At 56.5% G+C, this 12,639-nt stretch carries 12 protein-coding genes; 10 read left to right on the top strand and 2 right to left on the bottom strand.

Annotated features, from left to right (window positions below; all coding sequences use genetic code 11):
• Nucleotides 1–70 precede the first annotated feature (70 nt).
• The 6 genes from mutM to recF all read left to right on the top strand — a co-directional run bounded on the left by mutM (nucleotide 71) and on the right by recF (nucleotide 6,673).
• Nucleotides 71–922, top strand: a complete 852-nt coding sequence (mutM, locus tag AC2FH8_RS11845; protein WP_496689846.1) for a bifunctional DNA-formamidopyrimidine glycosylase/DNA-(apurinic or apyrimidinic site) lyase — start codon at nucleotides 71–73, stop codon at nucleotides 920–922.
• Nucleotides 923–987: 65 nt separating this feature from the next.
• The gene (gene acuK / locus AC2FH8_RS11840) at nucleotides 988–1,764 is read left to right on the top strand and encodes an acryloyl-CoA hydratase (protein WP_496689845.1); all 777 of its coding nucleotides are present in this window, start codon (nucleotides 988–990) and stop codon (nucleotides 1,762–1,764) included.
• 227 nt (nucleotides 1,765–1,991) lie between these two features.
• Nucleotides 1,992–2,255: a 30S ribosomal protein S20 gene (rpsT, locus tag AC2FH8_RS11835; protein ID WP_496689844.1), complete on the top strand. Its 264-nt coding sequence runs from the start codon at nucleotides 1,992–1,994 to the stop codon at nucleotides 2,253–2,255.
• A gap of 549 nt (nucleotides 2,256–2,804) precedes the next feature.
• The gene (gene dnaA / locus AC2FH8_RS11830) at nucleotides 2,805–4,190 is read left to right on the top strand and encodes a chromosomal replication initiator protein DnaA (RefSeq protein WP_142638224.1); all 1,386 of its coding nucleotides are present in this window, start codon (nucleotides 2,805–2,807) and stop codon (nucleotides 4,188–4,190) included.
• Between the two features lie 227 nt (nucleotides 4,191–4,417).
• Nucleotides 4,418–5,539: a DNA polymerase III subunit beta gene (gene dnaN / locus AC2FH8_RS11825; RefSeq protein ID WP_271950744.1), complete on the top strand. Its 1,122-nt coding sequence runs from the start codon at nucleotides 4,418–4,420 to the stop codon at nucleotides 5,537–5,539.
• A gap of 39 nt (nucleotides 5,540–5,578) precedes the next feature.
• Complete coding sequence (recF, locus tag AC2FH8_RS11820; protein ID WP_496689843.1) at nucleotides 5,579–6,673, top strand: DNA replication/repair protein RecF; 1,095 nt, start codon at nucleotides 5,579–5,581, stop codon at nucleotides 6,671–6,673.
• On the opposite strand, the gene AC2FH8_RS11815 is transcribed toward recF, so the two are convergent.
• Nucleotides 6,670–7,236, bottom strand: coding sequence for a carboxymuconolactone decarboxylase family protein (locus AC2FH8_RS11815; RefSeq protein ID WP_142638218.1), 567 nt, complete (start codon nucleotides 7,234–7,236; stop codon nucleotides 6,670–6,672). The genes recF and AC2FH8_RS11815 overlap by 4 nt on opposite strands.
• A 99-nt stretch (nucleotides 7,237–7,335) precedes the next feature.
• Between AC2FH8_RS11815 and AC2FH8_RS11810 the strand changes: the two genes are divergently transcribed.
• Both AC2FH8_RS11810 and gyrB read left to right on the top strand, forming a co-directional pair.
• A complete protein-coding gene (locus tag AC2FH8_RS11810; protein WP_282027287.1) occupies nucleotides 7,336–7,908 on the top strand; it encodes a TetR/AcrR family transcriptional regulator in 573 nt (190 codons plus the stop codon).
• A gap of 101 nt (nucleotides 7,909–8,009) precedes the next feature.
• Nucleotides 8,010–10,427, top strand: a complete 2,418-nt coding sequence (gyrB, locus tag AC2FH8_RS11805; RefSeq protein WP_496689842.1) for a DNA topoisomerase (ATP-hydrolyzing) subunit B — start codon at nucleotides 8,010–8,012, stop codon at nucleotides 10,425–10,427.
• Nucleotides 10,428–10,666: 239 nt separating this feature from the next.
• On the opposite strand, the gene AC2FH8_RS11800 is transcribed toward gyrB, so the two are convergent.
• Complete coding sequence (locus tag AC2FH8_RS11800) at nucleotides 10,667–11,089, bottom strand: CopD family protein (RefSeq protein ID WP_496689841.1); 423 nt, start codon at nucleotides 11,087–11,089, stop codon at nucleotides 10,667–10,669.
• Between AC2FH8_RS11800 and AC2FH8_RS11795 the strand changes: the two genes are divergently transcribed.
• Nucleotides 11,075–11,698 carry a hypothetical protein gene (locus AC2FH8_RS11795; RefSeq protein ID WP_496689840.1) on the top strand — a complete coding sequence of 208 codons (624 nt, stop codon included), beginning with the start codon at nucleotides 11,075–11,077 and terminating at the stop codon, nucleotides 11,696–11,698. The two genes, AC2FH8_RS11800 and AC2FH8_RS11795, sit on opposite strands and share 15 nt — an antisense overlap.
• Entirely contained in the window at nucleotides 11,670–12,617 is a 948-nt protein-coding gene (locus AC2FH8_RS11790) for a TniQ family protein (protein WP_496689839.1), read from the top strand. Before AC2FH8_RS11795 ends, AC2FH8_RS11790 begins: the two co-directional genes overlap by 29 nt.
• Nucleotides 12,618–12,639: the final 22 nt, after the last annotated feature.

Raw genomic sequence — 12,639 nt, 5'->3', positions numbered from 1 at the left:
CGAATTTCGCCTCTGTTATAGGGCCATAAGAACCGGGCACAATGCGGCCCTTTGGAATAGGAGCCAGGAAATGCCCGAATTGCCCGAGGTCGAGACAGTAAGACGCGGCCTGTCCCCGGCGATGGAAGGTATCGTGATCGAACAGGCGGATGTAAATCGCCCCGATTTGCGCTGGCCGTTTCCTGACCGGATGGCCGAACGGCTGACCGGCCAGCGGGTCGATCGGTTGCGGCGGCGGTCCAAGTACATTCTAGCTGATCTTAGCAGTGGCGAAACGTTACTGATTCATCTGGGCATGTCCGGGCGAATGACGGTCTCGGGTGATCCGCTGGGTCAATTTGCGCATACCCATCCCATGCCCGAGAAACATGACCATGTGGTGTTTCACATGGCCAATGGTGCCCGGATCACCTTCAATGACCCACGTCGGTTTGGTGCGATGGACCTGCTACCTACGGCAACCGCCGAGCATAATAAGCTGTTATCGGTCCTGGGACCGGAGCCTTTGGGCAATGATTTTCATGAACAGCATCTGATCGAAGCGTTCAAAGGCAAGAACACACCGGTCAAATCAGCGCTGTTGGATCAGGGAATCGTTGCAGGACTGGGCAATATCTACGTCTGCGAAGCGCTGTATCGGGGTCGAGTGTCGCCACGTCGCAAAGCGGGACAGATTTCTTCAACCCGCGTTGCCGGGTTGGTTCCGATCATTCGTCAAGTGCTGCAGGAGGCGATCGAGGCAGGTGGATCGTCGCTGCGGGATTTCCGGCAAGCCGATGGAGAACTTGGATATTTTCAGCACAGCTTTGATGTCTACGGGCGCGAGGGTGCGCCCTGCCGGACAGGGGGGTGCGGGGCAGAAATCAAGAGAATCACCCAGTCCGGTCGCTCATCCTTCTATTGTGTGCAATGCCAAAGATAGCTTGATCCAAGTTTTTCGCGTGGTAAGGAATCGTACCTGAACGGAACAACCGGAAGCTTTAACTCATGGCTTTTGAGACGATCATCGTCGAAATCGAAGACCACGTCGCCCTCATCAAACTCGACCGCCCCGATGCGATGAATGCGCTGAACACTCAGTTGCTGGGTGAATTGTGCACCGCGTTGGAAGAGGCGGATGGAAACGACAAGGTACGCTGCGTCGTCATCACCGGCTCGGACAAGGCCTTTGCCGCAGGTGCGGACATCAAGGAAATGTCCGAGATGAGCTTTGTTGACGTCTTCACTGTCAACCTGTTTGCCGAGGCCAACGATCGTATCTCGGCCATCCGCAAACCTATCATTGCAGCAGTTGCGGGTTATGCGCTGGGCGGTGGCTGTGAATTGGCGATGCTGTGCGATTTCATCATTGCCGCCGATACTGCCAAGTTTGGCCAGCCTGAAATCAATCTGGGCGTTATTGCAGGGCTGGGCGGCAGCCAACGTCTGACCCGGTTCGTCGGCAAGTCAAAATCGATGGACATGAATCTGACCGGTCGCTTCATGGACGCGGAAGAGGCTGAACGTTCTGGTCTTGTCAGCCGGATTGTACCGGCCAAGAAGTTGATCGAAGAAGCCATTGGTGTGGCCCAGAAAATTGCCGAGAAATCGCAACTGTCGACCATGGCGGCAAAAGAGGCGGTCAACCGCAGCTATGAAGTGCCGTTGAGCGAAGGTATGTTGTTCGAGCGCCGGGTGTTCCATTCGATGTTCGCCACCGAGGACCAGAAAGAAGGCATGGCAGCCTTTCTGGAAAAACGCTCGGCTCAGTTCCGGGACAAGTAAACCGGCCACGAAATATGTATCGAACAGGCGGGCTGAGCCCGCCTTTTTCTTGCCCGCGGTTCAGCAGTGAAGAATCGGCTTGGCAAAGCCTGAAAACTTGGCTATGCACCGCCGCTATACATGCGCGTGCGGCCCGCTTGGCCCGACTCACACTCGTGATTCTGATCCGGTGCGGATATCCGCGGCGCGCATTCTACATAACCGTACCGAACAAAGGTCAGAGACACATGGCAAATTCGCCCCAGGCAAAAAAACGCGCTCGTCAGAACGAAAAGCGTTTCGCCGTTAACAAAGCGCGTCGTTCGCGTATCCGCACCTATCTGCGCAAAGTAGAAGAAGCAATCGCATCCGGTGACAAGGACGCAGCAACTGCTGCTCTGCGCGCAGCTCAGCCCGAACTGATGCGCGGCGTCACAAAGGGCGTCTTCCACAAGAACACAGCCTCCCGCAAAATGTCCCGTCTGTCGGCCCGCGTCAAAGCGCTGAGCTGAGTCTTTATGTGACCTAGGGTCACGTAAGCATGGCTGAACTATTCCGAAGGGCGTCGCATATCGCGGCGCCCTTTTGCTGTTGCCAGAATACCGCGTCTTCACGTTGCCGAGAGATTCTTTCGCACAAAGACCCGAGTCAATATCAGAGTTTCGTTGCCGCAGACGTCGGCCTCTTGTTACCACTGATACAGCGATTCACTCGCTTGGGGGGACAGGCTGTTCCTGCGATTGTACTGACGGGCATCAGAGCGGTCGAGGAACGAATGTTGGCATCCGGATAAACCGGTTTGCTGATCTGCTGAGGGTCTTGGGGTAACCGAGGATCCGAGCCCTGTCTAAAGATAAGATTGCGAAGCGCAGGCCGCTTTTCGGGATATTCAGGTGCTGGATGTCACGAGTTTGGATTGTGCTGACTTTCAGGGACAAACCCGCCAAACTTCTGCGGTTTGGCGCAGGGTATCCTTTTGCGAGTGACATCGTGATCCGGGCGACCGGGGCTTAGTAATAAGGCCGACAGGCCAATAAAGAATGGGATGCGTGAGGCGCTTAATGACACAAGAGAAATGGGGACTACTGCGTAACAAACTGCTCAAGGCGATCGGAAAGAACAACTATACCACCTGGATCGAGCCTCTTGAATTCCAAGAGCTGCAGGACGGTGTAGCGGTGTTCTCGGTTCCGACGAACTTTATGGGCAATTATGTGAGCCAGAATTTTGCGGATCTTATCCTGTATGAGATGAACACCGCTGGAGAATCTGTACAGCGCCTCGCGTTCCGAGTGGCAGCGAACTCGCCGGTACGTCCTTCGAACGACGTGGCAACTGCGCCTGCCCGCGTTCAGGAAGCGCAAACGCAGACTTTATCCGCGACCGCGAATGATGCGTTGGAATCCCTGCAGGCGGCGCCGTTGGATTCTCGTTTCACGTTTGACAGCTTTGTGGTCGGCAAACCCAACGAGCTGGCCCATGCCGCCGCGCGTCGTGTGTCCGAAGGTGGCCCCGTGACTTTTAACCCGCTGGTTCTGTATGGCGGTGTCGGCCTGGGTAAAACCCACCTGATGCATGCCATCGCTTGGGAACTAAAGACCAAACATCCCGAATTGAATGTTCTGTACCTGTCGGCGGAACAGTTCATGTACCGCTTTGTGCAGGCGCTGCGGGAACGCCGGATGATGGACTTCAAACACCTGTTCCGTTCGGTCGATGTGCTGATGGTTGATGACGTCCAGTTTATCGCTGGAAAGGATTCGACTCAGGAAGAGTTCTTTCACACCTTCAACGCGCTGGTAGACCAGAACAAACAGATCATCATCTCGGCCGACCGCGCTCCGGGCGAGATCAAGGACCTGGAGGACCGTGTGAAATCACGCCTGCAATGCGGTCTGGTCGTTGATCTGCATCCCACTGATTACGAACTGCGTCTGGGCATCCTGCAAACCAAGGTTCAGCAATACAGCCGCACCTATCCTGACGTGACTATCGTAGATGGGGTGCTGGAATTCCTGGCCCATCGCATCTCGACCAATGTGCGTGTTTTGGAAGGGGCCTTGACCCGGCTATTTGCCTTTGCCTCGCTTGTCGGGCGCGAGATCGACATGGAGCTGACGCAGGATTGCCTGGCGGACGTGCTGCGCGCGTCAGAACGCAAGATTACCGTCGAAGAGATTCAGCGCAAAGTGTCAGAATATTACAATATCCGCCTTAGCGACATTATAGGCCCCAAGCGTTTGCGCTCCTATGCGCGCCCGCGTCAGGTGGCGATGTATCTGTGCAAACAGCTGACCAGCCGCTCTTTGCCCGAGATTGGCCGTCGGTTTGGCGGACGCGATCACACCACGGTCATGCATGGCGTCAAGCGCATCGAAGAACTGAAGACAACCGATGGCCAAATCGCCGAAGACGTGGAAATGCTGCGTCGCGCGCTGGAAGCCTGAGTATCTTCTAGGCATTAAACAGGCGCCCCGGATCCTGATAGCCGGGGCGTTTTTTTGTGCGCAATAGTCCACGGTTGGCTATGAACTGTGACCGCAGGGTCACGCGCCTCTTGACCCTGCGGGCAAACCGACTCAGAAATCCATAAAAAATCCTTGTGCCTCAGGGCGGAGGCGCTAACGTGCCAGTCCCGCCCATTTTCGGCACGCAAGTCAGAGGAATTAAGGGTATGAAGATCAGCATCGAACGCGGCACCCTTCTCAAGGCCGTTTCCCAGGCCCAATCAGTCGTCGAACGACGCAACACGATCCCTATACTTGCTAATGTTCTAATCGAGGCCGAAGGCGATCAGGCCATGTTCCGCGCCACCGATCTGGATATCGAAGTGGTCGACAAGGCCCCTGCGCAGGTGGAAAAGGCCGGCGCCACCACGGTTGCCGCCACAACCCTGCACGAAATTGTGCGCAAACTGCCCGATGGCGCGTTGGTCACCCTGACCGCCGACAGTGCGGCGGGTCGCCTGACGGTTGAAGCCGGGCGATCGAACTTCTCTCTGGCGACTCTGCCGAAAGAAGATTTCCCGGTTATGGCCTCATCAGAATACCAGTCGAACTTTACGGCTTCGGCAGCATTGCTGCGCCGTTTGTTCGACAAATCGAAATTCGCCATCTCAACCGAAGAGACGCGGTACTATCTGAATGGCGTCTATATGCATGTTTCAGATGGCTCCGAAGGCGGCAAGGTGCTGCGCTGTGTGGCCACCGATGGTCACCGTCTGGCGCGCATTGACGCAGACCTTCCGGATGGGGCTGCGGATATGCCCGGCGTGATCGTGCCACGCAAAACCGTGGGTGAGATGCGCAAGCTGTTGGATGATGACGAGATGGATATCGCCGTTTCCGTCAGCGAAACCAAGGTGCGTTTCGCAACGCCGGATATCACGCTGACCTCGAAGGTGATCGACGGCACATTCCCCGACTACACACGGGTCATCCCGCAGGGCAACACGCGACAACTGGAAGTGGATGCGGCTGAGTTTGCTCAGGCCGTCGACCGGGTTGCGACGGTCTCGTCTGAACGTTCGCGCGCGGTCAAGCTGCAGCTGGATACGGATAAACTGGTTCTTTCGGTCAATGCCCCGGACAGCGGTGCCGCCGAAGAAGAGCTGGCCGTCGCTTATTCAGATGAACGGCTCGAGATCGGTTTCAACGCAAAATACCTGCTGGAGATTGCCTCTCAGGTGGATCGCGAAAACGCGGTGTTCCTGTTCAACTCCGCTGGTGATCCGACCCTGATGCGCGAGGGCAATGACCTGAGCGCGGTCTATGTGGTCATGCCGATGCGTGTCTGATCGGCTTTGGGGGCTGATCGCTGAGGAAAGAGAGGGGTCATGACCTTGGCCCTGACCGAACTGACGGTCTCGCATTTTCGCTCTCACAAACTGGCGCGCCTGTCGCTGGATGGCCGCCCGGTTGCCATTCACGGACCCAACGGCGCGGGTAAGACCAATATCCTTGAAGCTGTTTCGATGTTTTCACCCGGCCGTGGCATGCGGCGGGCCAGTGCTGCCGAGATGACGCGTCGCCCCGAGGCGCTGGGCTGGAAGCTATCCGGTCTGCTGCAAGCACAGGGACAGCATTACGAGATCGAGACATGGTCCGAAGGCGGCACGGCGCGGCAGGTTCGGATTGATGGCAAATCCGCCAGTCAGATTGATCTGGGTAAACTGGCGCGGGTTGTCTGGTTGATTCCTTCGATGGATCGGCTGTGGATCGAGGGGGCTGAGGGGCGGCGGCGATTTCTCGATCGCATCGCGCTCAGCTTTGATCCTGCCCACGCCGAAGCCTCACTGATTTATGAAAAATCCATGCGCGAACGCAACCGGCTGCTGAAAGAACAGGTGCGCGATGCCCATTGGTACGCCGCGCTCGAGGGGCAGATGGCCGAAACCGGACATCGCATCCATGTGGCGCGCATGGCCGCTCTGGATCATCTGCGCACAGCACAGGATCAGGCCGAAACGGGTTTTCCATCGGCTGATCTTGAGCTGGTTCAAACCGAAGGTGCCATGCCGGAAACGGCGGATGATCTGCGAGAGGGGCTGAATGAAAGCCGCTTTCGCGATCTGGCGGCGGGGCGCACACTGGTCGGGCCACACCGGTCTGACCTGTACGGCGTCTTTGCCGCCAAGGGCGTTCCGGCCAAGGATTGCTCGACCGGTGAGCAAAAGGCGCTGCTGGTCTCGCTGATCCTGTCCAACGCGCGCGCTTTGGCCGGGATGATCGGGGCACCGCCGATTGTGTTGCTGGATGAGGTTGCCGCCCATCTGGATGCCGGGCGCCGCGCCGCGCTTTATGAAGAGATTTGCGCGTTGGGGGCTCAGGCCTGGATGACGGGCACCGGGCCTGAACTGTTTGCAGAATTGGGGGACCGCGCCCAGACCTTGGTTGTCACCGAAGGTGATGAGGGCTCGATCGTCGATTAGGCCGGTTCGCTGACCTTACGTTCCCACAAGAAGCCGCGCATTACTTCGTCGACTGGGGTCTGTGCCATGTGGTTGACGTAATTCGACATGGTTTTCTGCGCCAGGCCCAGCACCACGTCCAACACGGCGCGGTGCGAATAACCAGCGTCAAAGAAGGCTTGCAGCTGCGCCTCGGTGGGATTGCCACGGGTCTGCATCATCTGCAGCGTAAATGTCCGCAGCGCCTCGAGCTTGGCATTGGGCAGCGCGGTTTCGTTGCGCAGCGCTTCGGTGATGTCATCCGACACCTTCATCATCTTGGCGATGCCGGTATGGGCGGGCACGCAATAGTGGCACTCGTTCTCGACATTGATGGTCTGCCAGACGACGGTTTTTTCGTCATTGTCGAAATCGGTCTGCATGAAGAGGCCATGTAGAACCTGGTAGCCTTCCAGATGCTGTGGGCTTTCGGCCATCACCTTATGCAGGCCGGGCAAGCGGCCAAACGCGGCCTGAGATTTTTCCAACAGAGGTTTGGACCCTTCGGGGGCGGTGGTCAGGTCGTGGGATGGGAAATCGGCCATGTGGATGCTCCATTTTTTGATGTCTGAGTCGGAAATAGTCTTTCTTGAGCGATCACTCAAGTATATATTTGAGTGACCGTTCAAGAATTGGTGATGTCGATGCCCCGCAAACCTGCCTATGACCGAGACGCGCTGATCGCGCAGGCCCGCGACATATTCTGGCGCCATGGCTGGGCCGGGACGTCGTTGAAGGATCTGGAGCGCGAGCTGAAGTTGAAGCCAGGCAGTTTCTATGCGGCCTTTGGGTCAAAAGACGCGCTTTATGCGCTGGCGCTGGAACGTTACACGCAGGACGGTGTAGCGCGGCTGACAGCGCTGGCAGAAGACATCGGGCCGCTGGCCGCGTTAAAGACGCAGCCGCAGATTGTGATCGATTCCAGCCAAACGCCGGTGCAGGCCTGTATGCTCGCCAAGACCTTTGCCGAATTGCAGGCAAGGGATCACCAGCTAGCGCAGAAAGCCAGCCGGCATATGGCTGAGATGAAGCAATGTTTTGCAACGCTGTTTAGGCAGGCGCAACAGGCCCGAGAGATCGGTCCTGACCACGATCCAGAGCGGCTTGCGGCGCGCTATCAATCCGACCTGTTGGGCCTGCGATTGTCCGCTGAACGCAGAGACGTCGACGCCAAGGAAATCGCCGCAGATATCGCCGCAGACCTCGATCAGCTTTGATCGGCTGAAAATCCAAACTCTGGCACAAAATATTGGGGGATCGCGTGACATTCCCCACCAGAGAACGTATAAGTTACCAAAATAATATAGGTACTAACGGCATGTCCGAAGACGCACAGGCACCGCAAGAATACGGCGCGGATTCAATCAAGGTTCTCAAAGGCTTAGAGGCAGTTCGAAAGCGCCCAGGCATGTATATCGGCGACACCGATGACGGCTCGGGTCTGCACCATATGGTGTATGAGGTTGTCGACAACGGAATTGACGAAGCTCTGGCCGGTCATGCCGACCATGTGACAGTGAAAATTCACGCCGATTCCAGCGTCTCAGTCAGCGACAACGGTCGTGGTATTCCGGTGGATATCCATCCCGAAGAAGGCGTGTCCGCCGCCGAGGTCATCATGACCCAGCTGCATGCGGGCGGTAAGTTCGACAGCAACTCGTACAAAGTGTCTGGTGGTCTGCACGGCGTGGGCGTTTCGGTTGTGAATGCGCTGTCCAACTGGTTGGAACTGCGCGTCTGGCGCAAGGGCAAAGAACATGTTGCCCGGTTCGAAGGGGGCGAAACCGTCGAGCATCTGAAAGTGGTCGGCGAATGTGGTGACCGTACGGGGACTGAGGTGCGCTTTCTGGCCTCGACTGATACGTTCTCGAACCTCGAATACTCGTTCGAGACGCTGGAAAAGCGCCTGCGCGAGCTTGCCTTCCTGAATTCGGGTGTGCGGATCATCCTGGTCGACGAACGCCCCGCAGAACGGCTGGAAACCGAGCTGTTTTATGAGGGCGGCGTGAAGGAATTCGTCAAATACCTCGACCGGTCGAAGTCGTCTGCCATGCCCGAGCCGATTTATATCAAGGGTGAGCGGGACGATATCGGTGTCGAAATCGCGATGTGGTGGAATGACAGCTATCACGAGTCAGTTCTTCCCTTTACCAACAACATCCCTCAGCGCGATGGCGGTACTCATATTGCGGGTTTCCGGGGTGCGCTGACCCGCACGATCAACAACTATGCCCAATCTAGCGGCATTGCGAAAAGGGAAAAGGTCAGCTTTACGGGCGATGACGCGCGCGAGGGCCTGACCTGCGTGTTGTCGGTCAAAGTACCGGATCCAAAGTTTTCCTCACAGACCAAAGACAAGCTGGTCAGTTCCGAGGTCCGCCCGGCGGTCGAAGGGATGGTGAACGAGAAGCTGGCTGAATGGTTTGAGGAAAACCCAAATGAAGCCAAAATCATCGTGGGCAAAATCATCGAGGCTGCTCTGGCCCGTGAAGCCGCACGAAAAGCCCGTGAACTGACCCGCCGCAAAACGGCGATGGATGTGAACTATCTGGCCGGCAAGCTGAAGGATTGTTCCGAGAAGGACCCGTCAAAGACCGAAGTTTTCCTGGTCGAAGGGGACTCGGCTGGCGGCTCGGCTCAGACAGGTCGGGATCGTTTGACACAGGCCGTGTTGCCGCTGCGTGGGAAAATCCTGAACGTGGAGCGTGCACGGTTCGACCGGATGCTGTCGAGCCAGGAAATCGGTAATCTGGTAATGGCGCTGGGCACGGGCATTGGCCGCGATGAGTTCAATATCGAAAAGCTGCGCTACCACAAGATCGTTATCATGACGGATGCGGATGTGGATGGTGCACATATCCGGACGCTGTTGTTAACCTTCTTCTTCCGGCAGATGCCAGAGCTGATCGAGGGCGGATACCTGTATATCGCGCAGCCGCCGCTTTATAAGGTCGCGCGCGGTAAGTCCGAGGTGTATCTGAAAGATCAGGCGGCATTGGATGACTACCTGATCAATCAGGGCGTCGAGGGTGCGGTGCTGAAACTGGGTTCGGGCGAGGAATTGTCCGGCCAGGACTTGGCGCGCGTGGTTGACGAAGCGCGCCAGCTGAAACGCGTTCTGGATGCATTCCCGACGCACTATCCGCGCCACATTCTGGAACAGGCCGCCGTGGCCGGTGCCTTTGTCCCCGGTGCGGTTGATGCCGATCTGCAAGGCGTGGCCGACAAGGTCGCAGCCCGTCTTGACCTGATCGCATTGGAATACGAACGTGGCTGGCAGGGTCGGATCACGCAGGATCACGGCATCCGCCTGGCTCGTATTCTGCGCGGCGTTGAAGAGGTGCGTACGCTGGACGGCCCGATGCTGCGCTCGGGCGAAGCGCGCAAGACCGGCAGCTTTACCCAAAGCCTGCAGGAGATCTATAACACATCCGCAACCCTGATCCGCCGCGACCGGTCGCAGGCCATCCACGGTCCGCTGGATCTGTTGCGTGCCATTCTGGAAGAGGGTGAAAAGGGCCTGTCCCTGCAGCGCTATAAGGGACTGGGCGAGATGAACCCAGATCAGCTGTGGGAAACCACGTTGGACCCGGATGCACGGACGCTGTTGCAGGTGCGGGTGAATGATATGCTCGAAGCTGATGACCTGTTTACTAAATTGATGGGTGATGTCGTGGAACCGCGCCGTGAATTCATACAGAAAAATGCTCTGAGCGTCGAAAATCTGGACTTCTGAATTTTTGTAGGTGCGCCCATAGCTTTGCATTTCGCCCAAAGAGTTGCATTTTTAGCCCAAAACTTTGGGCGCATTAACCTTCAACTTTCTTGGTTCGAGGCTCCATATCTTCGGGTCTCATTCTTTGCTTGTTTCGCGCCATCGCCGTATTGCCGGGGAAGGTTTTCGGATGGCCGCTTCCAGCCCAAAGCAGACATTCGTAACAAGGATTTGCAGCTCCTGCTTCGGACCCAAAGCCGTCAGAGATTGATGGGAGGTGTCGTCACACTGGTTAGGGTCGCCGTTGCAAGCAGGATCAGAACAACAGCGAGAATCTCTATCGAAATCGAACGTCGTAGAGCAAGTGTCGCGCCACGCGTCTCAGCCCTGAGAGCCGGAACAAATCTCAGCTTGTTCAGCGCCGCGATGCCAAGAAGGGCGGAAACGATCACTACCTTGACCAAAAGCACCAATCCATAGGCCGTTCCGAACAAGGCGGCCAGTGAACCCGAAAGCAACCACGCGAGCGCTGCGCCCGCAACAATCAGGACGGCAACTCCATAAGCAGCGGCACTACCAAAGTGGTGCAGTAGATCGGCCCCAGTGGAAGCGAGCGCTGCTTTGCGTAAGGGCAGGAGAGCACCGACCCAAAACGCGGCAGCCAGCAGATGCAGAACCAGCAAGACTGCGAGAAGCCCCCTGGGCTCTCCGAGCGAGTGTCCCACCTGAGCAAAGGAAATCGCTATGGCAAGGCTGCCCGCCAAAGCGATCCACTGCCCGACGCGCGGGAGCAGAATTGCCAATATCGCGAGTTCACCCATTCCTCGCCAAATCGCGGCGGTGCCAAGTGGACTGTCCCAAACAAAACCAAGCATCATTGGGTCCGTCGCGCCCTCTATTGGTGGAGCGTTGAGGCTGATCGTATCGCGTTCTGCGATGCAATCTTTGCTGCCTTCTATTGTCTTGAGGAGTCCGGCATCCTTTTGGAGTTTGACCAAGACGATATGGTACGGCGATTGTACGGTGTTTCCGGCGGACGTGTGCCAGTGGCGTTGGAAGTGCTGCGCGCGCCCCTGGCATTGGGTGCCCAAAATTCACAATACAGCACCAAAACGATTGCCAGGGCAGCGACGGATTCAGGCCTGGAGCGAGATCCGTATCAGTCGTTTTTTCAAGAAGAACCACCATCGGATACTGAGCTGATCAGGTCATACATCAGAGTCATGGCAGATGCTGGTCTCGAAGTAGAGCCTATGACGTCGCATGAGCTTGCGATTATGCGAGGTGTATGAGGTGCCGGGTTTGTTTGCAGTACCACCATTGAAAGGCGAGAGCCTTATCGGATACTTGCGTCGTCTAGCCCATGTAAATGGATACAGAGATGTCTCTGAATTTTTGACACGGTTCCGGCGGAAGTATGGGCGAATTCTAGTCGAGAACATTGAGCACTTTGAGCAAGAGATGGGCTTAGAGAAAGGTTTGTTGGTTACTATCTCCCCTTCTGCTAAACCTGAGTCACCCAGCTTAAACTGGCGTTTCGAGCGGCATCATAGCGATCCGATTTGCCCTTCATGTCTTGCCGATGGCTTACCCTTTCAACAAACTTGGCGTCATTACTTGGTGACAGCCTGTCACCATCACAAAACGCGTCTTCAAGATGTTTGCCCTGTCTGCAAAACCACATTGCGTCCGACGTCCGGCGGCTTTGATAAATGCAGATGTGGCTTTAGCTACTCCAATTTCCCACGGGTGGCAGCAAAGGACCACGAAGTGATCATCTCCGCCTTGATTGCGGGAGATTCAACGGTTGGCAAGCGGTTTCTTGACCTTGCAGGAGGGCGTCAGGTCCCAAAAGACATTGGCGCTTTTATTAATTTCCTAGCGAGTGGTTTCGCTCAGAACCGCACGGGCAAGTCTGGGAAAACACAAACACCCAAAAGCGTTGCAGATTCGTTGGAACTGATTGAGCCGTTGGCAACTGTATTTGACCATTGGCCAAATGGGTTCGAAGAACACGTTCGAGGGTTGATACTGGCAGGAAATTCAGAATCCAACTCTGTGCCGTCCATGCTCGGAAGCTGGTATCAAAGACTTATGAAGTTCGAAGATGATGCGTACCAGCCTTTCAGAGATGCAGTGTCGCGTGCTGCTTCAACCGAGTTCAAGGGAACCTACCTGGGAAAGCTAACGCCGTTGCAAGCTCGGGAATGAGTCTCGGCTAAACAAGCGGCCA

Source organism: Ruegeria sp. CDSC025 (assembly GCF_059610805.1).
The sequence above is the reverse complement of the archived record's forward strand: the minus strand, read 5'-3'. Positions and strand labels throughout refer to the sequence as shown.

Coding starts and splice junctions, on each gene's coding strand:
- mutM (WP_496689846.1), top strand. CDS start 71: ATGCCCGAATTGCCCGAGGTCGAGACAGTAAGACGCGGCCTGTCCCCG.
- acuK (WP_496689845.1), top strand. CDS start 988: ATGGCTTTTGAGACGATCATCGTCGAAATCGAAGACCACGTCGCCCTC.
- rpsT (WP_496689844.1), top strand. CDS start 1,992: ATGGCAAATTCGCCCCAGGCAAAAAAACGCGCTCGTCAGAACGAAAAG.
- dnaA (WP_142638224.1), top strand. CDS start 2,805: ATGACACAAGAGAAATGGGGACTACTGCGTAACAAACTGCTCAAGGCG.
- dnaN (WP_271950744.1), top strand. CDS start 4,418: ATGAAGATCAGCATCGAACGCGGCACCCTTCTCAAGGCCGTTTCCCAG.
- recF (WP_496689843.1), top strand. CDS start 5,579: ATGACCTTGGCCCTGACCGAACTGACGGTCTCGCATTTTCGCTCTCAC.
- AC2FH8_RS11815 (WP_142638218.1), bottom strand. CDS start 7,236: ATGGCCGATTTCCCATCCCACGACCTGACCACCGCCCCCGAAGGGTCC.
- AC2FH8_RS11810 (WP_282027287.1), top strand. CDS start 7,336: ATGCCCCGCAAACCTGCCTATGACCGAGACGCGCTGATCGCGCAGGCC.
- gyrB (WP_496689842.1), top strand. CDS start 8,010: ATGTCCGAAGACGCACAGGCACCGCAAGAATACGGCGCGGATTCAATC.
- AC2FH8_RS11795 (WP_496689840.1), top strand. CDS start 11,075: ATGCAGAACCAGCAAGACTGCGAGAAGCCCCCTGGGCTCTCCGAGCGA.
- AC2FH8_RS11790 (WP_496689839.1), top strand. CDS start 11,670: ATGAGCTTGCGATTATGCGAGGTGTATGAGGTGCCGGGTTTGTTTGCA.